Origin of the sequence: Gloeobacter violaceus PCC 7421 (genome assembly GCF_000011385.1) — a bacterium.
Lineage (GTDB): Bacteria > Cyanobacteriota > Cyanobacteriia > Gloeobacterales > Gloeobacteraceae > Gloeobacter > Gloeobacter violaceus.
Map to the genome: position 1 here is coordinate 1,612,813 of NC_005125.1, position 23,210 is coordinate 1,636,022.

Annotated in this window: 17 protein-coding genes; 8 read left to right on the forward strand and 9 right to left on the reverse strand. The window is 63.3% G+C overall.

Annotated elements, in window-relative coordinates:
* Positions 1-3: 3 nt before the first annotated feature.
* A complete protein-coding gene (gene ppk1 / locus GLL_RS07820; RefSeq protein WP_011141500.1) occupies positions 4-2,094 on the reverse strand; it encodes a polyphosphate kinase 1 in 2,091 nt (696 codons plus the stop codon).
* Between the two features lie 190 nt (positions 2,095-2,284).
* On the opposite strand from ppk1, the gene GLL_RS07825 reads away from it, so the two are divergent.
* A complete protein-coding gene (locus GLL_RS07825; protein ID WP_011141501.1) occupies positions 2,285-3,418 on the forward strand; it encodes a site-2 protease family protein in 1,134 nt (377 codons plus the stop codon).
* 57 nt (positions 3,419-3,475) lie between these two features.
* On the opposite strand, the gene GLL_RS07830 is transcribed toward GLL_RS07825, so the two are convergent.
* The 3 genes from GLL_RS07830 to rimM all read right to left on the reverse strand — a co-directional run bounded on the left by GLL_RS07830 (position 3,476) and on the right by rimM (position 7,107).
* Entirely contained in the window at positions 3,476-4,555 is a 1,080-nt protein-coding gene (locus tag GLL_RS07830) for a TIGR03032 family protein (protein WP_011141502.1), read from the reverse strand.
* Between the two features lie 330 nt (positions 4,556-4,885).
* Complete coding sequence (locus GLL_RS07835; RefSeq protein WP_164928797.1) at positions 4,886-6,409, reverse strand: acetaldehyde dehydrogenase ExaC; 1,524 nt, start codon at positions 6,407-6,409, stop codon at positions 4,886-4,888.
* Positions 6,410-6,561: 152 nt separating this feature from the next.
* Positions 6,562-7,107, reverse strand: coding sequence for a ribosome maturation factor RimM (gene rimM, locus GLL_RS07840; protein WP_011141504.1), 546 nt, complete (start codon positions 7,105-7,107; stop codon positions 6,562-6,564).
* 352 nt (positions 7,108-7,459) lie between these two features.
* Between rimM and GLL_RS07845 the strand changes: the two genes are divergently transcribed.
* The 3 genes from GLL_RS07845 (at position 7,460) to GLL_RS07855 (ending at position 14,876) form a co-directional block, all read left to right on the forward strand.
* On the forward strand, positions 7,460-9,448 hold the full coding sequence (locus tag GLL_RS07845; RefSeq protein WP_011141505.1) for an Rne/Rng family ribonuclease: 1,989 nt from the start codon (positions 7,460-7,462) through the stop codon (positions 9,446-9,448).
* 85 nt (positions 9,449-9,533) lie between these two features.
* The gene (locus GLL_RS07850; protein WP_011141506.1) at positions 9,534-10,130 is read left to right on the forward strand and encodes a ribonuclease HII; all 597 of its coding nucleotides are present in this window, start codon (positions 9,534-9,536) and stop codon (positions 10,128-10,130) included.
* Between the two features lie 141 nt (positions 10,131-10,271).
* A complete protein-coding gene (locus GLL_RS07855) occupies positions 10,272-14,876 on the forward strand; it encodes a glutamate synthase-related protein (protein WP_011141507.1) in 4,605 nt (1,534 codons plus the stop codon).
* Between the two features lie 64 nt (positions 14,877-14,940).
* Here GLL_RS07855 and GLL_RS07860 read toward each other — a convergent pair whose 3' ends face one another.
* Positions 14,941-15,606 (reverse strand): DedA family protein, encoded by a 666-nt coding sequence (locus GLL_RS07860; protein ID WP_011141508.1) that lies wholly within the window; start codon positions 15,604-15,606, stop codon positions 14,941-14,943.
* A 217-nt stretch (positions 15,607-15,823) separates the two neighbouring features.
* Here GLL_RS07860 and GLL_RS07865 point away from each other — a divergent pair, with 217 nt between their 5' ends.
* Both GLL_RS07865 and thiD read left to right on the forward strand, forming a co-directional pair.
* Positions 15,824-16,252: a MerR family transcriptional regulator gene (locus GLL_RS07865; RefSeq protein WP_164928798.1), complete on the forward strand. Its 429-nt coding sequence runs from the start codon at positions 15,824-15,826 to the stop codon at positions 16,250-16,252.
* On the forward strand, positions 16,249-17,055 hold the full coding sequence (thiD, locus tag GLL_RS07870) for a bifunctional hydroxymethylpyrimidine kinase/phosphomethylpyrimidine kinase (protein WP_011141510.1): 807 nt from the start codon (positions 16,249-16,251) through the stop codon (positions 17,053-17,055). The genes GLL_RS07865 and thiD overlap by 4 nt, the downstream gene beginning before the upstream one ends.
* A 130-nt stretch (positions 17,056-17,185) precedes the next feature.
* On the opposite strand, the gene GLL_RS07875 is transcribed toward thiD, so the two are convergent.
* The 4 genes from GLL_RS07875 to GLL_RS07890 form a co-directional block, all read right to left on the reverse strand.
* Complete coding sequence (locus tag GLL_RS07875) at positions 17,186-17,986, reverse strand: class I SAM-dependent methyltransferase (RefSeq protein WP_164928799.1); 801 nt, start codon at positions 17,984-17,986, stop codon at positions 17,186-17,188.
* Between the two features lie 48 nt (positions 17,987-18,034).
* On the reverse strand, positions 18,035-18,796 hold the full coding sequence (locus GLL_RS07880; RefSeq protein ID WP_011141512.1) for a Uma2 family endonuclease: 762 nt from the start codon (positions 18,794-18,796) through the stop codon (positions 18,035-18,037).
* Positions 18,797-18,925: 129 nt separating this feature from the next.
* A complete protein-coding gene (locus GLL_RS07885) occupies positions 18,926-19,792 on the reverse strand; it encodes a hypothetical protein (RefSeq protein ID WP_011141513.1) in 867 nt (288 codons plus the stop codon).
* Positions 19,793-19,853: 61 nt separating this feature from the next.
* Positions 19,854-20,459 (reverse strand): DUF1517 domain-containing protein, encoded by a 606-nt coding sequence (locus GLL_RS07890; RefSeq protein WP_011141514.1) that lies wholly within the window; start codon positions 20,457-20,459, stop codon positions 19,854-19,856.
* Positions 20,460-20,577: 118 nt separating this feature from the next.
* Here GLL_RS07890 and GLL_RS07895 point away from each other — a divergent pair, with 118 nt between their 5' ends.
* Together GLL_RS07895 and GLL_RS07900 are read left to right on the forward strand one after the other, a co-directional pair.
* A complete protein-coding gene (locus GLL_RS07895) occupies positions 20,578-21,909 on the forward strand; it encodes a class I SAM-dependent methyltransferase (RefSeq protein ID WP_164928800.1) in 1,332 nt (443 codons plus the stop codon).
* 3 nt (positions 21,910-21,912) lie between these two features.
* Positions 21,913-23,205, forward strand: coding sequence for a class I SAM-dependent methyltransferase (locus GLL_RS07900; protein WP_011141516.1), 1,293 nt, complete (start codon positions 21,913-21,915; stop codon positions 23,203-23,205).
* The last annotated feature ends 5 nt before the right edge of the window (positions 23,206-23,210 follow it).

A 23,210-nucleotide genomic window follows, 5' to 3' on the forward strand; every position in this document is an offset into this window, starting at 1 on the left:
TCCTCAGCGGCTGAGCGCCCGGTCGATGAGCACCTGCTGGGAGCTGATTTCGATTTCACCGGGCAACGCCTGACGGCGGGCGTAGGCGCCGTTGGTCTGCAACTCCCAGCTCTGGCGGTTGTCGCTGAGCAGCAGATTCAAAAAAGCGACCAGTTCCTCGCGCAGGCGCGGCTCTTCGACAGGGGTCATCACCTCGACGCGCCGATCGAGATTGCGGGGCATCCAGTCAGCAGAGCCGATGTAGACTTCGCTGTTGCCGGCGTTGCCGAAGTAGAACACCCGCGAATGTTCGAGCAGGCGGCCCACGATGCTGATGACGCGAATATTTTCGCTCACCTCGGCATAGCCCGGCCGCAGACAGCAGATGCCGCGCACAATCAGATCGATGTGCACCCCGGCCTGGGAAGCCCGGCACAGCGCCCGGATCAAAATCGGGTCGACCAGGGAATTCATCTTGGCGATGATCCGCCCGGGAGCCTCGGGGGAGCGCGCGGCAATCTCGCGGTCGATCAGTTCGACAAATTGGTCGCGCATGCGGGCAGGAGCGACCAGCAGCTTGCGGTAATGGGTCTGGTGGGAGTAGCCGGTCAGATAGTTGAACAAATCGGTGACGTCGGCCCCCAGATCCGGCCTGCAGCTAAATAGACCGTAGTCGGTGTAGAGATTGGCGGTTTTGGAGTTGTAGTTGCCGGTGGCCAGATGCACGTAGCGACGGATGTGGCCTTTTTCGCGGCGGACCACCAACAGCGCCTTGGCGTGGGTCTTAAGACCCACCAGGCCGTAGACGACGTGCACCCCGGCGCGCTCCAGGGCTCGCGCCCAGTTGATGTTGTTCTCTTCGTCGAAGCGGGCTTTGAGTTCCACCAGCACCGCCACCTGCTTGCCGTTTTCAGCGGCGCGAATCAAGGCGCGCACGATAGGCGAGTCGCCGGAGGTGCGGTACAGGGTCTGCTTGATGGTGAGCACGTCCGGATCGTCCGCCGCCGCCGAGACGAAGCGCTCGACGGTGGCGGCAAACGAATCGTAGGGGTGGTGCACCAGCCGGTCGCCCTGGCGGATGAGCTGAAAGATATCGAGTTGAGGGTTGCGAAAATCGGGCGGCACCTGGGCGCTAAAGGGCCGGTGCTTGAGATCGGGCCTCTCCAGCCCGGCCAGTTGCCAAAGACAGCGCAAATCGAGCAAGCCGTTGATTTCATAGACGTCCTGCTCGTCCAGTTCGAGTTCTTCGAGCAGGCGCGCACGCACGTGAACCGGCATCTGGGGGGTAATCTCCAGACGCACCGCTTCGCCGAAGCGGCGATTGCGCACCGACTGCTCGATGGTGAGCAGCAGATCTTCGGCTTCTTCCTCGGCCATTTCCAGATCGCTGTTGCGCGTGAGCCGAAACGGATGCCGGCTGAGGACTTCCATGCCCGGAAACAGCTGGTCGAGGTGGGCACCGATCACCTCTTCAAGCGAAACGAACTGATTGGGAATCCCGAGCGGCACCAGACGCGGCAGCCCCTGGGGTACCTTGACGCGGGCGAACAGTTCCTTGCGGCTCACCGGATCGCGCACCAGCACCGCCAGGGACAGGCTCAAGTTGGAGATGTACGGAAACGGGTGACCCGGATCGACCGCAAGCGGGGTGAGCACCGGGAAGACCTGCTCCTCGAAGTAACGCTGCAGCCGCTCCTGCTGCCGGGGCAGAATCTTGATCTCGCCGTAGTCGCAGATGCGGATGCCCTCTTCGGCGAGCCTCGGCAAAATCTGGGTGCGCAGCGCCATCGTCTGGGTCTCGAGCAACGGCCGCAGCCGGTGGGCGATGGCGTCGAGCTGCGCCTGCGGTCCAAGACCGTCGGGGGTTTTGTTCGTCAAACCCAATTCGACCTGTTGCTTGAGGCCCGAGACGCGCACCATGAAAAATTCATCCAGGTTGCTGCTGAAGATGGCCAGAAACTTGAGCCGCTCCAACAGCGGGTTGCGCTCGTCGAGCGCTTCGTCGAGCACCCGGGAATTAAATTCGAGCCAACTGAGTTCCCGGTTAATCAGAAGCGCCGGGTCGTCCAGCCCAATTTTAGTTTCAACGCTGTCTGTGATGGAAGTCTCGCTCATCGGAGCATACCCAGTTTTTTCACATCATGGCACCCGTCCCGGCCGATGGCAGTATTCAAGACTGCATAGACCCTCCCAGCCCTCTCCACCCATTGATGGAGCATGGCTCAAGTCAATTGACTCTCTGCTTAGAATTAGTCTAAAATGGGAAATATGAAAGGGATGTTTTTCCCAAGCAAGGAGTCCATCCATGCAAGAGGTCACGCAGAAAAAAGGCGCCATTCGGGCGGGCAGCCTGTTTGGGATTCCATTTTTCATCGATGTGTCCTGGTTTTTGATCTTGGCGTTTGTGACCTGGTCCTACGGCTCGGCCCTGGGCGCCCAGCACCCCGAGTGGGGCACTCTTGTGCCGTGGCTGACCGGTTTCGTCTCGGCGCTGCTGCTGTTTGCCTCGGTGCTGCTGCACGAGTTGGGCCACAGCTTTGCCGCCATCGCCCAGGGCATCCGGGTGCAGTCGATTAGTTTGTTTTTGTTCGGCGGTGTCGCCCAGATCGAGCGCGAGTCCCGCTCGCCGTGGGGAGCGCTCGTGGTCGCCCTGGCGGGTCCACTGGTGAGCATTGCCCTGTTCGGGCTGTTTTACGGACTTGAGCAGGCGCTGTCCCTGGCGGGTCCCGCGGGCGCGGTGGTGAGCTTGCTTGCCATGGTCAACCTGGCGCTTGCCATCTTCAACATGCTGCCCGGTCTGCCGCTTGACGGCGGCAACGTCCTCAAGGCGCTGGTCTGGGGTGTGACCGGCAACCAGTACAAGGGCATCCGCTTTGCCGGCATCACCGGTCAGGGGGTCGGCGTATTGATGATGCTGGGGGGGTTGTTCGTGATCGGCAACTTCAACGGCCTGTGGTTTGCGATTATCGGCTGGTTCGTCTTCAGCAACGCTCGCCGCTACAGCGAGTACGCCCGCGTCCAGGGACGGCTGAGCGGCCTGACCGCCGTGCAGGCGGCCGTGCGCACCGAACCGGCGGTACCGGCCCACGCAAGCCTGCGCTCCTTCGCGGACCTGTACGCGCTGGGCAGTTCCCAGGTGAGCTTTCTGGTCACCGACTACGACGGTCGCCTGGTGGGCCGCATTGACCGGGGCGCCCTGTTGCGGCAGCCGACCGAGATCTGGGCAATCACCCCGGTCAGCGCAGTGATGCAGCCGGTGGATGCGAGCGAGACGGTCGCTGCCGACCAGCCCCTCGACGAAGTGCTGACCCGATTGCAGGAGAAGCGCCTGCCGCGCATCCCTGTCTTGCAGCCGAGCGGTCTGTTGGTGGGCCAGGTGCGTATAGAAGATATCCAGCGGTTCTTTGCGCGTAAAGAACCGCTGCGCCTGGCCAGTTAGTTAGTCTTCCAGCTTGATCGAGTCTCCAGAAGCCCTCCCCGCGCAGGGGGGGCTTTTTCATGGGTTCTGATAGTTGAAGACCCGGTTGATGTCCTCCTTTTGGAAGCCGAGCACGAACGGGTGGCGGCAGCCGTTGATGAGCTGCACGTCGTAGATTTCTTCGATACCGGTGTCAAAGGTGAGCCAGGCTTCGACGGTACCCGTCTTGAGATTGACCACCTGCACGCCGCACTGGAGGCTGCCGCTGTTGTCGATGGGCGTACCGCCAAAGGTGGCCTTCTCGCGCACCTTCGACAGACCCACAAAGGCGTACCAGCCCCAGATGCCCAGACCCCGCAAAAAACCCGGCAACTGCACAATCGGCTGCCATTTGCCCGCCTGGACATCGAGGGTGCCCAGTTCGCCCCGTCCGGAGTTGAGCACCCAGAGTTGGCGCTGGTAGAGCCTGGGCGAGTGGGGCATGGCAAACCCCTTGTAAATCACCTCGTTGCTCGCAATATCGATGGCGCAGCCGCCGTTATTTTTGTCGGCCCGCCAACCGGCGGCGTAGTCGGTTGCCCCGAGGGCGACGGCGTAGCGCGGTCTGCCGTTATCGAGAGCGACGCTGTTGAAGTGGCAGCGGTCCTCCGGCGCCAGACGGCTGATAAAGCTGGGTTTCCAGGTGGGCACAAAGCTGCGGGTCCGGCTGACGCGCGCCAGACAGGAAAACAGCGTATTAACCAGATGAATTTCGCCATCCAGCAAAAACACGTCGTGGGCGGCCACATCGCCGGTCACAAACGAGCACTGCGGCAAGTAGAGATTGTCGTAGTCACGGTCGGGATAGTGAGCGGCGAGCAGTTCAGGCGCTTTGACAAACGACCAGATCTGGTTGCGAGTAGCGAGCACCATGCCCTGATCGTGGGGGAACAGGCCCATCGCCTTGTTGTAGGTACGCATCAACAGGCGCAGCCGGTTTTGATAGGTGCTGATAAAGCAGAGCTTGCCCGCCTGGTAGGTGGTGAGGGCCAGGGTGACGCCGAGCCGGTCGAGCAATTCCGCAAAACTCGGAGAGTGGACAAAGGTGACCGGAGCCTCACCGGCACTGGCGTTGGCGGCATCGGTGGTGGCGGCGGTGTTCGTATTGCTTGTGGTCATGGTGAATCTGTGGAGTGCCGAAGGGAAGTGGTTGCTGGACGTGCAGCCTTCACTGAGAGTACTCCGAGCTACCCTGCGCGCAAGGGGAAGCAAACAAAAAAACGAGAAAAACCGTTCATCGGCCCACTAACTCGGGAGGCAGTCCGGGTCAAAGCCCTGGGAAAGCTGTTCTCCGGCAGCATATCAGCGGTGGGGCACCGGTCGGCAATCGGCCTGACCCGTGGGCTGGGGCGAGCAGCAATAAAACACCCGCCCCCGAAAGGGCGGGTGGGATGCAAGACGAGGTGTAGACAATACGGCACCGGAGGTGTGCCGGATCTCTGCGCTCAATCAGAAGAAGCCCTGGGGCTTGGTGTCGTAGCTCACCAGCAGGTTTTTGGTCTGCTGGTAATGGCTCAGCATCATCTTGTGGGTCTCGCGGCCGACGCCGCTCGCTTTGTAGCCGCCAAAAGCGGCGTGGGCCGGGTAGACGTGATAGCAGTTCACCCAGACGCGACCGGCCTGGATGCCGCGGCCGACCCGGTAGGCGGTGTTGATGTCGCGCGACCAGACGCCCGCCCCAAGGCCGTAGGGGGTGTCGTTGGCGATGCGCACCGCCTCCTCGGCATCTTTGAAGGTCGTCACCGCGAGCACCGGCCCGAAGATTTCTTCCTGGAAGATGCGCATCTGGTTGTGGCCCTTCATCACCGTCGGCTTGTAGTAGTAGCCCCCAGCGAGCCCTTCGCCCGGTTCACTGTTGCGCTCGCCGCCGATGAGCACCTCGGCCCCTTCCTGCTTGCCCAATTCGACGTAGCGGGCGATTTTTTCCATTTGGGCCTGGGAGACCTGGGCGCCCAGCATCGTCTCGGGGTCGAGGGGATTGCCCTGTTTGATGCTTGCCACACGCCGGACGGCCCGGTCGATGAATTTTTCGTATATCGACTCGTGCACCAGGGCGCGCGACGGGCAGGTGCACACCTCGCCCTGGTTGAAGGCGAACATCACAAAGCCTTCGACGGCCTTATCGAGAAAGTCGTCGTCGGCGTTCATGACATCGGCAAAAAACAGATTCGGCGATTTGCCGCCCAGTTCGAGGGTCACCGGCACGATGTTTTGGGCCGCGTACTGCATGATTTGGCGGCCGGTCTCCGTCTCGCCGGTGAAAGCCACCTTGGCGACGCGCTTGCTGGCGGCAAGGGCCTTGCCCACCTCGGGACCGGGGCCGATGACGACGTTGAGCACCCCGGCCGGGAGCAAGTCGCCCACGACCTCCAGCCACACCAGAATCGAGGCGGGGGTGGGACCGGCGGGCTTGAGCACCACGCAGTTGCCCGCCGCCAAGGCCGGGGCCAGTTTCCAGGCCGCCATCAAGATCGGAAAGTTCCAGGGAATAATCTGCCCCACCACCCCCAGCGGTTCCGGGAAGTGGTAGGCGATTGTGTTGCCGTCGATTTCGCTGATCGAACCTTCCTGCGCCCGGATGCACCCGGCGAAGTAGCGGAAGTGATCGACAGCGAGCGGCACGTCGGCGCCGGTGGTCTCGCGGATCGGTTTGCCGTTGTCCCAGGTCTCGGCCACCGCCAGCTTGTGCAGATTCGCTTCCATGCGATCGGCGATCTTGAGCAAAATGTTCGAGCGCTCGGCCGCCGAAAGCGCCCCCCAGCTTTCGCGCGCCGCGTGGGCGGCGTCAAGGGCCAGTTCGATGTCCTCGACCGTCGAGCGGGGCACCTGGCAGAGTACCCGGCCGTTGACGGGTGTGATGTTGTCGGTGTACTGCCCTTTGAGCGGTGCTCGCCACTGACCGCCGATGAAATTGTCGTAACGGGGTTTGAAAATCGATTCGCTTGCGGACGCCGCTGGAGCTGCAACTACCATGGGCCTTACCTCCACATTGCTCGGCCAACCCAACCAGGATGACTCCGGGACTGTCTTCTCGACATTAATAAATGTCCGATTCGATACAAAATTTTGGCATTCGTTGACATGCCGCCCAAGACCGGGGCGCCTGGCCTCCGGCAGCGGCAATTTTACGCTTCGTCGGCTTCCGCCGCCTCCGGATCGAGCAGACCCGGTATCGCAACCACCTCGATGCGCCCCGCTTCCAGATCGACCACCGGCACCAGTGCATGGACAAAGGGCACCATCACTGTCTTCCCGCCGCTCAATCGAATGACCAGCAAATCATTGCCCGCCCGCGTCATATCACTGACCTCACCGATTGCTTCACCGGTATCCTGACGAAATACCCTCACTCCCATCAGATCCGGCAGCCAGAATTCGCCCGCAGCCAGCACCGGCCGCTCGGCGGCGCCGATCCAGAGGGTGGAGCCCACCAGCTTTTCGGCGGCGTTGCGCTCCTCGACACCCTCGAAGCGGCAGACAAACAGATCCTTCCCCGGTATAGCCCGGCCACTTTGCAATCGGAACACCCGGCCATCGTCGAGCGAGCGGCCCACCAGGCGCGCTCCCGGGCGGGTGAGCCGCTCGGCAAAGTCCGTCGCCGGCTGCACGCGCACCTCGCCGCGCAGACCCTGGGCAGCGACGACTTTGCCGATCTCAAGCCATTGCTGCACGTTGCGTTTTGGCGCGCTGCTATCTATTGAAGCAAACGCCCCCGAGACCGGTGGAGAATTTGGGGTTTGGCCTTACGGTTCGGGCAGGGTTGACGGTATAATCGCGGTGGTCGGATGCTTGCCAGAGCGAACCTTCCGGGCTTGCTGATGATATTCTGCCGAATATCAGCTGCGCTTCGACTACATTCTGGACAACTTTGCCGAATCAGCGTTTTTTGGAGTGCGACGCTTGCGCTGTCCTCTCCCGTTTTTTGGCACATCGCTGCCAGGCTGTTTAGTACCTCGCGAAATGAGCCCAATTGCCTGCTGCTGTGACGGACTGAAGGTGCCGTCACTTTTCACAAGGAGTCCTATGCCCAAGCAAATCATCATCGCGGAACAATACCGTCTGGCGGCGGTATTTGCAGAAGATCAAATTCAAGAACTCATCGTCGCCTCCGGCAACCACCAGGTCGGAGACATTTACCTGGGCATCGTTGAGAACGTGCTGCCCAGCATCGACGCCGCTTTCGTCAACATCGGCAATCCCGAACGCAACGGCTTCATCCACGTCACCGACCTCGGTCAGATCCGGTTGCGCCGCTCCTCCGCTTCGATTAGCGAACTGGTCACCCCCCAGCAAAAAGTGCTCGTCCAGGTGATGAAGGAGCCCACCGGCAACAAAGGTCCGCGCTTGACCGGCAACGTCAGCCTGCCGGGACGCTTTTTGGTGTTGATGCCCTTCGGCCGGGGCGTCAACCTCTCGCGGCGCATCCGCGACGACGACGAGCGCAATCGCCTGCGTGCCCTGGCGGTGCTCATCAAACCCCCGGGCATGGGCCTGCTGGTGCGTACCGAGGCGGCCGGCATGGACGAGCAGGGCGTTCTCGAAGATCTCGAAAGCCTGCTCAAGCAGTGGGAGAAAATTCAGAAGCAGACCGCCGAGACCCGGGCTCCGGCCTTGCTCAACCGCGACGAGGACTTTATTCAACGCATCTTGCGCGACGCCTACGGCGCCCAGGTCAACCGCATCGTGGTGGATTCCCACGTCGGGGTCAAGCGTGTCAAGCAGCACCTGCTCAACTGGAACGGCGGGCGCATGCCCCAGGGCGTCTACGTCGAGCACCACCGCGAGCCCAGTTCGATTCTCGATTACTTTCGGGTCAACGCGGCAATTCGCGAGGCGCTGCGGCCCCGCGTCGATTTGCCCTCCGGCGGTTACATCATCATCGAGCCCACCGAGGCGCTCACGGTGATCGACGTCAACTCCGGTTCCTTCACCCGCTCGGCGACTTCACGCGAGACGGTGCTGTGGACCAACTGCGAGGCGGCCACCGAAATCGCCCGCCAACTGCGGTTGCGCAACATCGCGGGCATCATCATCATCGACTTTATCGACATGGACGCGCGCCGCGACCAGTTGCAGGTGCTGGAGCACTTCTCCAAGGCGCTCAAAGCCGACAAGTCGCGCCCGCAGATCGCTCAGCTCACCGAACTGGGCCTTGTCGAGATCACCCGCAAGCGTCAGGGCCAGAGCATCTACGAGATCTTCGGCAAGCCCTGCCCCACCTGCGACGGCCTCGGCATCACCACCCACCTGCCCGGCACTCGCCACGAGCCAGGCACCGAGGCTCTACCCACCTTTGCCCCGTCCGCCGAGGAACTGGAAGGCTTCGAAGGTGAAGGATTTGCCGGGGCCGGGGCCGGCGGCGAGTACGAAGAGGAAGAATCGTCGGATCTCGACCTCACGGCCCATCCGGTTTTTCGCAACGACCGGCGCCGCCTGCCGATGGAGCGCCGACCGGCGGCGCCACCGCCGGCCGGCAACGGTGCCCCGGGCGGAACCGCCGGTGGACGCAACCGCCGCCGCCGCGGCCGGGGCGGCAACGGCCGCGGCGGGCCGGAGGAGGGCCTGGGACGTCCCGCGATCGAGACGGGCGAACCGGTTCCCGGCGCGTCCCCGCCTTCGCCGGCCGCCCGTGCGCCCGAGGCCGAACCGGCGGAGGCAGCGCCTTCGATGCCAGGCTACGGCGGCTACGAAGATCGCCACGACGAAGGCGCCCAACCGACGCAGCCTCCGATCGAAGCGCCCGAGATGCCCATCGACCACATCCCTGCCGCCGAGCAGGAAGTGCTCGCCTACATGGGGCTGCCCGCCGAGCTGTTGAGCGGTCCGGCCATCACCTCGGGCAACACCTCGATCCTCTCGGTCCGGCCGCCCAGTCCCGACAAACCCGAAGACGAAGGGGGCGAGGAGGGCGAGGGCGATCCGCGCCGCCGCCGCCGCCGCCGCACCACCCGCAGCAAAGCCCCCGAGGCGCAGAACACCCCGGAGCCGGTTCCCGCCAATCCGGAGGAATAACATCAAGCGGCCGTCTCAGACTCCCCTGCCTTCGCTGGAGCGCGAGCGCGCCCTATGGGCGGCGGGCATCCGCCGTCTGGCGGGGGTGGACGAGGTCGGCCGCGGTGCCCTGGCCGGTTGTGTGGTGGCGGCGGCGGTGGTGTTGCCGCCGGATATACCCCTTGCGGCCCTCGCCGGGATCACCGATTCGAAGTTGCTCGATCGCCCCCGCCGCGAAGCGCTCCACGAGCGCATCCTGGCCCTGGCATCGGCGGTGGGCATCGGCAGCGCCTCCGTGGGCGAGATCGACCGGCTCAATATCTTGCGGGCGACCGCCCTTGCCATGGGCCGCGCCCTGCACCGGGTGGCCCCGGTCGAGCATGTCCTGGTGGACGGGTTGCCGGTGGCCGAACTGGGAATCACCCAGACCGCCATCGTCGGTGGAGACCGCACCAGCCTCAGTATTGCCGCCGCTTCGATCGTGGCCAAGGTGACCCGCGATCGGTGGATGGAGCGGCTGGACCGGCGCTTTGCGGGCTTCGGTTGGGCCACCAACGCCGGTTACGGTACCGCCTTTCACCGCGAAGCGCTGGCTCGATTGGGAGTTACCCCTCTGCACCGGCGCAGCTTCGCCCCGGTGCGCCTGGTGGTCCAAAAGAATTTGTTCGATGAACCGCCGCCGGGCGGGCATTTCGTTGAATAGTTAAGCGCGGGTGCATAAAATAAAATGCACCCTGTCGCCAGGAACGACGCGGCTTTGTCTACGCTGGTAGTGAAGCGTCTCAATCCGGCGGGGAAGCGCTGTCAGCAAAGTTCATACGATTAGTTCCACCGAGCGTCCGACATGATCGATCCCAATTGGTTTGCAGACGAATTGATGCACGAACACGACGCCTGCGGCGTCGGCTTTTTGGCCGACAGCCGCGGTCGAGCCAGCCACGATCTGATCGTCCGGGCACTTGAAGCGGTCACCTGTTTGGAGCACCGGGGCGGCTGCGGCGCCGACCGCGACTCCGGCGACGGCGCCGGTTTGCTCAGTGCGGTTCCCTGGTCGATCATCGACGCCTGGTGCGCCGGGTCCGGTCTGGCCACGCCCGACCCCGACCGGCGGGCGGTGGGCATGCTCTTCTTGCCGCGCGACGCACAGATCCAGCAGCGCTGCCGGGCCATCGCCACGGAGCGCTTCGCGGATGAAGGCTTTCGGGTGGTAGGTTGGCGGCCGGTGCCCGTCCGCCCCGATCACCTCGGCCTGCAGGCAGCTTCGACCCGGCCGGACATCCTCCAGGTCATCCTCGAATCTGAACACCCCTGCCCGCCCACCGAGCGCGAACGCAAGCTGTATCTGGCGCGCAAGGCCATCCGCTCGAGCATCGATCAAGGCTTTGCCCGGGAGGTGGCGCGCGATTTTCACTTTGCTTCGCTCTCGTGCCGGACGATTGTCTACAAGGGCATGGTGCGCTCGGAGGTGCTCGGACGCTTCTACGAAGATCTGCTGGATGAGCGCTTCGAGAGCACTTTTGTCCTTTATCACCGCCGATTCTCGACCAACACCTTTCCGCGCTGGCCGCTCGCGCAGCCGCTGCGGCTGCTCGGACACAACGGCGAAATCAACACCGTCCTGGGCAACCGCAACTGGATGAGCGCGCGCGAGCCGGATTTGAAAAGCGAACTGTGGGGCGGGCGCATCGAGAAGCTCAAGCCCATTCTGGAGCTGGAAGGTTCCGACTCGGCTTCCCTCGACAATGCCTTTGAACTGTTGGTCCGCTCGGGGCGCGACCCGCTGCATTCGATGATGATGCTGGTGCCGGAGGCCTACGACAACCAGCCGGCGCTCGCCGACTTTCCGGAGGTGGCCGGTTTCTATCAGTACCACGGCCCCCTGCAGGAATCCTGGGACGGCCCGGCGCTGGTGGTCTTCTCCGATGGGGTGCAGGTGGGGGCAACCCTCGATCGCAACGGCCTCAGGCCCGCCCGCTACGCGATCACCGACGACGGTCTGGTGATCGTCGCTTCGGAGGCGGGGGTGGTCGATGTGCCCCTCGAACGGGTGATCGAAAAGGGGCGCCTCGGCCCCGGCCAGATGATCGCCGTCGATCTCGAATCGGGCGAAATTCTCAAAAACTGGGACATCAAACAAAAAGTGAGCCGACGGCAGCCCTACCGCGAGTGGGTGACCCGTCACCGGCAGACCCTCGAAGCCCAGCCCTATCTGGACGGCCCGCAGCTCGACACTCACGATCTGCTGGTCCGCCAGCGCGCCACCGGCTACACCCTCGAAGACGTCGAGCGCGTTATTTTGCCCATGGCCCAGGCGGGTAAAGAGCCAGTGATGTCGATGGGCGACGACACGCCCCTCGCGGTGCTCTCCCAAAAGGAGCGGCTTTTGTACGATTACTTCAAGCAGCGCTTTGCCCAGGTGACCAACCCGCCCATCGACCCCATCCGCGAAGGGCTGGTGATGTCGCTGGAGATGTACCTGGGGCCGCGCGGCAGCTGGCTTGAAGAAAAACCCGAATTTGCCCGGCTGTTGCGGCTCACCAGCCCGATTCTCAACGAAAACCAACTGGCCGAGCTGCGCTCCCTCGATGCACCGTTCAACTCCCGGACGCTCGCACTGGTCTTTGCACTCGACGAGGGCACCGAAGCGCTCGAAAAGCGCCTGGAGGCGCTGTGCGCCGAGGCCGAGCAGGCGGTGCGCTCAGGCGCGAGCGTCCTGATTTTGAGCGATCGCGCCCTTGGCGGCGAGCGGGCCACCCTGCCGCCGCTTCTGGCCGTGGGAGCCATCCACCACCACCTGATCGCCGTCGGCCTGCGGTTGCGCGCGTCGCTGGTGGTCGAGACCGCCCAGTGCTGGAGTACCCATCACTTTGCCTGTCTCTTCGGCTACGGCGCCAGTGCGGTCTGTCCCTACCTGGCTTTTGAAACGATTCGCAACTGGTGGGCGGCCCCCACCACCCGCGAACTGGTGCGCAACGGCAAAATCGAAGATCAAAGCGTCACCCGGCTGCAGCAAAATTATGTCTGCTCCGTCGAGGCGGGCATTCTCAAGATCCTCTCCAAAATGGGCATTTCGCTACTCAGCAGCTACTCGGGCGCCCAGATCTTCGAAGCAATCGGCATCGGTGCCCCGGTGATCGGCAAAGCTTTCTGCGGCACCATCTCCCGGGTGGGCGGCATGGGTTTTGCCGACATTGCCCGCGAGGCGCTGCAGTTTCACATCGCCGCCTATCCGGATGTCTCCGCCCAGAAACTGGTCAACTACGGCCTGATCACCTACCGGCCGGGGGGCGAATTTCACATCAACAATCCAAAGATGGTCAAGGCGCTGCACGCCGCCATCAAACTGCCCGAGCGCGCCGGGGCCGAGCGCGAACGGCTCTACGGCGAATATATCGATCAGATTCGCTCCCGCCCGCCCGCCGCCCTGCGCGACTTGCTCGAATTTAAAAGCGATCGCTCCCCGATTGCCCTCGAAGCGGTCGAATCCGTCGAGAGCATCCTGCACCGCTTCTGCACCGGGGGCATGTCCCTGGGAGCCCTCGGGCGTGAGGCCCACGAAGTGCTCGCCATCGCCATGAACCGCATCGGCGGCAAATCCAATTCCGGCGAAGGGGGCGAAGACCCGGTCCGCTTCAAGCCGCTCACCGACGTCCTGCCCGACACGACTTCGCCGTCGCTGCCGGGCATTGTGGGTCTACGCAACGGCGATTCGGCCAGTTCCGCCATCAAGCAGGTGGCGAGCGGCCGCTTCGGCGTCACCCCCGAGTATCTGGCAAGTGCCCGCCAACTGGAAATCAAGATCGCCCAGGGGGCCAAACCCGGCGAAGGCGGCCAACTGCCCGGCCACAAAGTCGATCACTACATCGCCACGCTGCGCCGCTCGAAGCCCGGCGTCTCGCTCATCTCACCCCCGCCCCACCACGACATCTACTCGATCGAAGATCTGGCCCAGTTGATCTTCGATCTGCACCAGATCAACCCCAAGGCGTTCGTCTCGGTGAAGTTGGTGGCCGAAGTGGGCATCGGCACGATCGCCGCCGGGGTGGCCAAGGCCAACGCCGATGTCATCCAAATCTCAGGCCACGAGGGCGGCACGGGCGCTTCCCCGCTCAGTTCGATCAAGCACGCGGGGGTGCCCTGGGAACTGGGGCTCACCGAAGTGCATCAGGTGCTGCTGGCCAACCAGTTGCGCGACCGGGTGACCCTGCGCGTGGATGGGGGCCTGCGCACCGGCTACGAAGTGGTGCAGGCGGCGATGCTCGGTGCCGAGGAATACGGCTTCGGCTCGATTGCCATGATCGCCGAGGGGTGTATCATGGCCCGCGTCTGCCACCTCAACACCTGCCCCAAGGGGGTCGCCACCCAGAACCCCGAGTTGCGCCGCCGCTTCGACGGCTTACCGGAACACGTCGTCAATTTCTTCTGGTTCATCGCCGAAGAGGTGCGTTCGCTCCTCGCCTCCCTCGGTTACCGGAGTCTGGAGGAAGTGATGGGCCGGGTGGACCTGCTTATCGAGCGCGAGGTGCCCCTGGCCAAGACTGCGCGGCTGGATCTGACCAGCCTGCTGGGCGGTCCGGAGCATGCCGGTCGCGACTGGCTTGCCCACAGCGAGTGTGCCCACGGCAACGGGCCGGTGCTGGATGACTTGATCTTGCAAGATCCCGAAATCGAGTGGGCCATCGCCCACCACGGTCAGGTCCACAAGTTTTTCCCGGTGCTCAACACCGACCGATCGGTGGGAGCGCGCGTGAGCGGCCGGATCGCCGGACTGTACGGCGACACCGGCTTTGGGGGCGAACTGGTGCTGGTCTTTAGCGGCTCAGCGGGCCAGAGCTTCGGCGCCTTCAACCTGCAGGGGATGACTCTCGTACTCACCGGCGAGGCCAACGACTACGTGGGCAAGGGCATGAACGGCGGTGAAATTCTGATTCGGCCCTTTGCAGGCGCCCGCTACGAACCCCACCGCAACGTGATCATCGGCAACACCTGCCTGTACGGGGCGACGGGCGGGGCGCTGTTTGCCAACGGCCAGGCGGGCGAGCGTTTTGCCGTGCGTAACTCGCTGGCGACCGCCGTCGTCGAAGGCTGCGGCGATCACGGCTGCGAGTACATGACGGGTGGTGTGGTCGTTGTACTCGGCCCGGTGGGCCGTAACTTCGGGGCGGGCATGACCGGCGGCATCGCCTATGTGTTCGACGCCGACGACAGCCTGCGCGCCCACGTCAACCTCGACAGCGACAAAGTGCTGCAGCGCGTTCCCCGAGGTGCGGGCGAAGCCCAACTGCTCGGCCTCATCCAGGACCACTACCGCAAGACCGACAGTGACCTGGCCCGGCGGATTCTCGAAAACTGGGAAGCACATCTGCCCCTGTTTTGGCAGGTGGTGCCCCCGTCTGAAAAAGATTCGCCCGTAGCCCGCAGCGAGTCAGTGCTCACCCCGGCGGAGTAAAGTGGGCTTGCAAAAGGCGAACCCCACTCTCAGTCGCGGCAAATCTTTGTCGGCCGGAACGTTACTAACGGGTGGTGGTGGTCTGCTCCGGCTCAACCTTGGCTTTTTTGGCGGCTTTGTGCTCGGCGCGCTCGTCCATGAAGTGGCGGACGACCCCAAAGGCGATGATGGCGACCACCAACAAAATCAGCCCCCAGATACCGATGCCCTCAAAAAACTTGAGCACCGCCACCCCAAAAAAGTAAGCGGCAGTGCCGATCGCCCCGCCCCAGGCGAACGCGCCCATCGCATTAAAAAGCACAAACTTCGGCCAGGGCATGCGGGTGATCCCCGCCAGAGGACCCGCCAGGATGCGCAACAGCACGATAAACCGTCCAATAAACACCGCCCAGGCGCTGTTTTTCAAAAAAGCTGCCTCGGCGCGGTCGAACTTGTCCTGGGTCAGCCCAAAGACTTTGCCATACTTGAGCACCAAGTCGCGCCCGAAGCGCCGACCGATGAAGTAGCCCATGTTGTCGCCCAAGATGGCGCCGCAGATGGCTGCAATCAGCACCAGCGGAAAGGCGAGGATCTCCTTAGAAGCGAGCACCGAAGCCAGGATCAGCGTCGTCTCACCGGGCAGAGGCAAGCCGGAATTTTCAAGAAAGATGATTCCCGCGATCAGCAGGTAACCGAGTGGACCGTTGGACTCAAGAAAGTGTTGAATGGACTCCGCCAGTTGCTCAATCATCGTACCTGCCGTCTGGGAAAGATGGTTGCAGCGGTCGCACCCCTCTCAATCTTACAGGCCATTGCCCCACCACGGTTTTTCAGTTTCGCACTCAAGTCAATTGCGTGCTGTTGCCGCCTCATCGGCTATTGTACTGTTTGTTGCACTGATTGTTCGCCGGAAATTTATACTGGTATTCGGATTCGGAACCGGTGGGACATTCAGAGGGACAGCGGCAATGGACGTTCGCAAGAAGGGCTACCGCATCGGTGAGTTGGCGCACCTGGCGAAGGTGAATCCCCGTACGATCGACTTTTACACCCGCGAGGGGTTGCTTGAGCCCCTCGACCGCGCCGACGCGCATCAGCACCGCTATTACCCGGCCACCTCCCTCGACCGGCTGGACCTGATCAAGCACCTGCGGGGCCGCCACATGAGCCTGGCAGAAATCCGCGACCAGCTCAAGTGCGTGCAGCGGCCGGAGCAACGCGAGGTGATCCAGACATTGCAACTGGTCTGCCGACAAATTGACGACCTGCAGCACCAGCTCAAGGACCTTTCGCCCATCGCTTCTCAGACCGACCGGGCACTAGTGATGGTCATGACCGTGGAGGCGATGCAGAAGGTGGCGACTCTCACCGCCGCGCTCACAACCCTGCTCGCGTGACGATCGCCCGCGCGCTCACCATCGCCGGGTCCGATTCGGGCGGCGGGGCGGGTCTACAGGCCGACCTGCGCACCTTCGCCTTTCACAAAGTGCACGGCATGTCCGCCGTCACCTGCCTGACCGCCCAGAACACCCTCGAGGTACAGGGGGTGGTGCCGGTGGAGCCCGATTTCGTCGCCCTGCAAGTCAAAGCGGTGGTCGGGGATATTGGTCTGGATGCCGTCAAGACGGGCATGCTGCTGAACGCCGGGATCATCGCCCGGGTCGCCAGGCTGGCTGTCGAGCTGCCTTTGCCGAATCTGGTGGTGGACCCGGTGATGGTGTCGCGCACGGGTGCCCAGCTCATCGACGATGACGCCGTGGTGGCACTCAAGAGCAAACTGTTGCCTTTGGCGATCCTCGTGACGCCCAATTTGCACGAGGCGCGGCTGCTAAGCGGGATCGCCATCGAAACGATTGCCGATATGCAGATAGCTGCCTACCGGATCGCAGAGCTTGGAGCACGCAGCGTGCTCATCAAAGGCGGTGCCCTCGCGGTCGGACGCGGCACGGATGTCTGGTACGACGGCGGCGAATGCGTCGTGCTGACGGGCGATACGATCGACACCCCTCACACCCATGGCACCGGCTGCACCCTGGCCGCGGCGATTGCCGCCAACCTCGCCCTCGGTCTTCCGCTGCGCGAGGCGATCGTGCAAGCCAAAGCCTACGTCACCGCCGCGCTGCGCCATAGCCTGGCGATTGGCCGCGGCCAGGGACCGGTAGGCCACTTCTGGCCGTTGCTCGGCGATGCCGACGGTTAGGTTTGGGCGTTCGGTTTGGCAGCCAGGGACTTCAGCGATTCCGCCTCTCGGACTCTGTAGCCGCCGGAGCCTACTTGCAAGCTGCTTGTCCTGGCCCGGCACGGCAGAGCGCTGGATTCGCACTCCAGAGCTAGCCAGTCATCGGTTTTTGCCCCCAAGTAGCGATTGTTGTGTAGTAGAGCCCCCAGACTTTTGGATCTCCAGCCAGCCGGGCGTACTGTTCAACATCTTCCTGGTTTGCTGCACCTGTCGCAGCCAGGCGTTCCGTCAAATGCGTCAATGACACACCCATCATGCGGGCGACACCCGAACCTCCCGGCACCAGGGGCAGATCCGCTTCAGCCGCCACATTCTCCAGACCCAGATCCTGACAGAGCACCGGCAACCGCCGTCCAAAGCTCGGATCGATGCCCATGGCGGTGTACATACGCAGAACCGCTTCGTTCACCCGCATTACCGCTGCCGCATCATTTCCTTCCCGTTGTAGCGGCGCAGCCGTCGTAAAGTCCGGTTCTTCCAAAAGCAGCCAGCCGCCTGGTCTGAGGGCACGAACCATGTTAGTCAAGGCTTCTTGCCAGCGCGGAATATGGAGCAGAACATAGCGCGTGTGAATCAGGTCAAACATCTCATGCTCAGACAATGTCACGATGTCCTGCCGGCGAACTTCCACGTTGGCAGGCACTAGGCGCAGGGCCGAATGCGGCCGGATATCCAAAGCGAGGACACGGCCCTGCGCCTCCACCTGTTCGGCCAGCCACCGCATCACAGAACCGGCACCGGGGCCAACCTCCAGACAAGACCAGCCGGGTTTCACTCCCAGCTGAGCTATCCGGCGGCACGTGGCAGGGTCGAAGCACTCCTCGATCGCCCGCAGGCGCCGCCACTCCGCTTCTTCGGCGTGGTCGGCAAAGACGTAATTGATGGTCCCCAAACTGCGGTCTCCAAATCGCCAGAAAGTTGCTCCGAGAGCATCTTAGGATTAAAGTGCGTCCGGATCCACTCCCAGCGCCCTCAGTCGTTCCACCAGAGCCGCGGCTCGTTGCTCCGCCTGCTGCGCTCGCTGCTCCGCCTGTTCCGCCCGCTGCCGTTCACGCTCCTCGGGAGTCAAAATCCATTCGCCGCTTGCACCGTACCAGCGCAGCCACTGGCGTTCCATACCGGTGAACTTCCCTTCCCACAGACCCAATCCGATCTGCAACTCATCGATCCACAGACGGGTCTGGAACAGCTCCCGATACGTCGCGCCTTCCAACCGGAACAGCCGGAAGGTATTCGCTTCGCGATTGAACAGGACGTAGTACGGTACTCGCAGAAGGCTCTCGTATACTTCCCACTTACTGGGTGGCTGCCGACCGCGTAGGGTCTGGCCTTGGTCTTCTTCCTGGGTATTGGGTGAGAGCAATTCCACCACCACAATCGGATTGCGGCCTTCACGCCAGATAACATAGCTCAACCGACCGGCATCCACCAGGCGAGGCACTCCTACCACCGCGAACCAGTCGGGACGCTTGTAGTAGCCGGTGTTGCGAACGTCGTAGTACAAGTTGAGGTCCGCAGCCGTGAAGACCTGGTCCTCCGGGTAAGCTACGGGTCGGAAGGTTTGACTCAAAAGTTGCGGCTGCCAATCGTGAAACTCATCGGGCAAACCGGGTTCCTCGGGATTCTCACTCGACAAATCATACATCGACGGCAGCGGCGGCGAGGGTGAGGGAGAAAACGTCGGTTTGTAAGGCGCTGTCATCGGATGGAGTTCCCCAGCGAGTTTGTCCTGAGCACCAGGATAATTCCATCGAGTTCAAACTCAAAAAAAGGCCGCGCCTTGGAGGGCACGGCCGAGGATAAGCGTTATCGCTTCTGAGAAGAAAGGGTCTTAGCGGCGACGGCCACCGGCACGCATCCGGCCGCTACCGAAGCCGCTGCTGCTGCGGGAGCGATCGACGGTGCTGCCGCCGCTGGACGGGTCGGTGGAGCGCAGCGTGCTGCCGCCGAAGCCCGAACCGCTGGAGCGGGTGGAGTTGGGGCTGGTGCGCTGAGAACGGCTCGCCGAGGAACCAAAGCCGCCGCCGGTGCCGAGTGAGCGGCTATTGCGCGTGGCGGCAGGCAGAGCACCGCCGTTGCGCGTCTGGTAGTTGCTGACCGCTTGGCCGTAGGTGTTGCCGTAGCCGCCGTAGCCCGCCATACCGCCCGCTGCGTAGGCCGGAGGCATGTAGTAGCGGGGGGCAAAGAGCATGTTGCCGATGGCCGCACCGGCCAGCGAAGCGGCGAAGGGCGTCCAGAAGCTCGACTCCTGGCGGACGACCACCGTCTGTTGCTCACCGGTCTGGGGATTGGCCTTGGTCTCGGTGACGTTGTGGACGTAGCCGATCTTGGAGTCCGGGGTCAGATAGAGCACCGGCTTGCCGCCTTCGACTTTGAGGTAGCTCTTCTTGCCGGCTTTGATCTCTTCTTCGCTCAGCTGCGCCATCTGCAACTCGGCGGTGCGCAGGCTGGAGGAGCTGCCGGGCGGGGTGTTGAGCAACAGCAGGCTGTACTCGCCGCTGGCGTCGTTGTAGTTGGCCTGCTGGAGCGGATACTGGCCGTCGGCCAGGGGCTTTTGAGGCGCGGTGGCGGTGGTACCGCCCTGGCGGTTGCCGGCGGTCTCGCTCTGGTTGCTGCCGCAGGCGACGGTGGTCAGGGTCAGCGTCAGCGCCAGCAGCACGGATAGGGACTTTTGCAGAGGCGAAGCGGATGATTTCATCGTTTGCCAAGGTGTATAGAGAACGGGTCACATGAACTGGACGGAAGTGGCGGGCGGGCTCTTAGATGGGAACCAGCTCCGGGAAATTGACCAGCAACTGGTCGGCAGTCAGCTCGTCGCCCAGTTGGGCCGGGGAGAAGTGCACCTGAAGGGCGCGCAACCGGCCGTTGTAGTGCAGGTTGATGAGCGCCTGGATCCCTTTGCCGAGCGCCTCGGCGCTCGAAAGATCGCTCTCGAGTTCGGGGCATTCACCTTCGAAGGCGACGGTGATCATCACCACCAGATTGCGGGTGACGGGCAGGGCCAGCGGTTTATCCGCCGGGAGAGTGGCCGCCTCGAGATCCGGACCGCTCAGATAGCGGCGGGCCGAGTCGGTGTAGAGGGCGTTAAATTCGTCACCCGCCTGCCCTTCTTCCCAGAACACGTCGCCCTCGTTGGCCACCGAGCGCCAGTAGGTGTCGTACTGCAACAGTGCCTGGGCAATATTGGCCAGGCTCTCGCCCAACACCTCCATATCGCCGTCGGCAGCCACCGCCCGCCGTCCCTCTTCGTTGAGGACTCCCAGCATCGGGGCGGCGTCTTCGCCGGCCAGATGAATGAACAGGCGGCACACCACAAAGCGGGTCCGGCCCGTCATGCGGTTCAATCGGTCTCGCCAGGATGTCACGGGTTTCTCATGAACCTACACTTCTATGTTAATTAACAAACAGTAAAAGAGCAAAGCGTCTTACCCCTAGGGGCTCGGCAAGCCGTGCGACGATGATGCCGTGTCTACAGCGCCTGCCATGAACGCCAACTTCGACAGCGAAGCGGGGATTCGCGCCTACTACGACCAGGCTCCCTATCCGAATTATCCCCTCGAAACGACCCACGCCGATAACGCCGACGCACTCTACCTGCACAACTTGATGACGCCCTACTACTTGCGCAACCAGCGCGTCGTCTCGGGTGCCGGTAAACGCATTCTCGATGCCGGGTGCGGCAGCGGCTTCACCAGCCTGGCCCTTGCCCAGGCCAATCCGGGGGCACGCATCGTCGGTATCGACCTCTCGGAGCGCTCGGTGGCGGTCGCCCGCGAGCGCCTCGCTTTTCACGGCTTTAAAAGCGCCGAGTTTCACGCGCTGCCCATCGAGCGGGTGGGGGAGCTGGGCGAGGATTTCGACTTGATCAACTGCGACGAAGTGCTCTATTTGCTGCCGGATCCGGGGGTGGGGCTTGCCGCCCTCACGGGGGCGCTCGCCCCGGACGGCATCCTGCGCGCCAATCTGCACGACCGGCACCAGCGCGCCCCGCTCTTTCGCGCCCAGCAGGCGTTCGCCTTGCTGAACGCCGTGGGCAAGGTCGAGGGAGAGGCGCGCTACGCCCTGGTGAGCGATGTGATGGAGTCTTTGGGCGACCGGGTCTTCCTTAAGCAGAGTTGCTGGGGCTACGCGGGTGAGGAACACCGCTACGCCGAGTGGATCGCCATGAACTATCTGCTCGAAGGCGACAAAGGTTTCACGATCCCGGAGCTGTTCGCGATGCTGCGCCAGGCAAATCTCGAGTTTGTCTGCATGCTGCAGTGGCCGGAATGGGAACTGGTGAACCTGTTCAAAGAGCCCACCGACTTGCCGCCGCAGTTTGCGCAGATCTACCGCTCCGCTTCGCCTGAGGTGCGGCTGCACCTGTACGAACTGTTTCACGGCAACCACCGGCTCATCGACTTCTGGTGCGCCCACCCCGGCCGGGGCCGGCCTTATCGGCCTCCGGCCCGATGGAACGCAGAAGAACTGGCCGCCGCCCGCGTTCACCTGCATCCGCAGCTTTGCACCGAACAACTCAAAGCGGACTTGATGGCGAGCCTGGCACAAAACAGCGATTTTCAGATGAACCGCTACCTGCGCGCCCCGCGCGGCGGCGAATTCACCCTCGATAGCCTCATCGCCCGCGGTCTGCTGCCGCTCTGGGAAGGACCGCAGCCGTTGGAGACGCTGATTGAAAGCTGGGTGGCGGCGGTCTGCGCCCAGACGGCGGCGGCCGGGGGCGCGATCGATCCCGAGCGGCTGCGCGGCGACTTGCTCAACTTTGTGGCCTACGGCGAGCGCTTCGCCTATTTTCTGGTCGAACGGACGGCTTGAACCATGGAAGAACTGTTGCTGCTTGACCAGCTGCGCCGGCAGTACGACCAGACACCCTACCCAAAAGTCGCCATCGAAAGCGTCCACGACCGCGACTCCCTGTGGCTGCACAGCTTCATCACCCCCTACTACCGACGCCACCGGCGGCTACCCCCGAGCGGCGTCCCCCTACGCATCCTGGATGCGGGCTGCGGCAGCGGTTACACCTCCCTGGCGCTCGCCCAGGCCAACCCGGGGGCGCAGCTGGTCTGCCTGGATCTCTCGGCGGCCTCCCTCGCGGTGGCCTGCGAACGGCTCGCCTTTCACGGCTTCACGGATGTCGAATTCCACGATCTGCCCATCGAGCGGGTGGGAGAGTTGGGTCGGCACTTCGACTTGATCAACTGCGACGAAGTGCTCTATTTGCTGCCGGAACCGGGGGTGGGGCTTGCCGCCCTCACGGGGGCGCTCGCCCCGGACGGCATCCTGCGCGCCAACTTGCACAGCGCCTACGCGCGGGCGGCGGTCTTTCGCGCCCAACGGGTCTTCCAGATGATGGGGCTTACCAATGGCACACCGGGCGAAGCGGAGATGGAACTGGTGCGCTCGACGATGGACGCCCTCAACAACAGTACCCACCTCAAAATCGACACCTGGGTGCCCACCATCCACCTGCACGACGACTTGGAATGGTACCAGCTCAACTATCTGCTCGCAGGCGACAAGGGCTACACCGTGCCGGAGGTGTTCGCTCTGCTCGCCGGGGCAAACCTCGAATTTATCAGCATGGTGCTCTGGCCGACCTGGGACGTGCGCTGTTTGTTTCGCGATCCCGACCGCCTGCCGCCGCTGTTTGCCGAACGGTTGGCGGACAAATCGCCGGTAGAACGGCTGCACCTGTACGAACTCATCCACAGCCCCCACCGGCTCATCGACTTCTGGTGCGCCCACGCCGCTCAGCAGCCCGCCGCGGCCAAACCGCCTGCCCTGGAGCACAACCCGCACCTGCACCTGCATCCGCAGTTGCGCACGGACAGCCTGCGCGAACGCCTGGAGCAAGCGCTCGGCGAGGGCAAATCTTTTGAGTTGCAGCAGCATATTCGCTTTCCCTTCGGCGAACCGCTCCCCGATGCGCAGATGGCGGGCTGCCTGCGGCCGCTGTGGGATGGGCCGATGGAACTGGAGCGCTTCGAGCGCCACTGGCTTGAATTTGCCCGCGTCACGGGCCAACCGGAGCCGGCCGGCCGGCCGGGAGCGTCCCGCCGCTTCGCCGCGGCGGCGGAAAGCTTACTGTATCTGCTTTTCGAATCCATCTGAGCGAG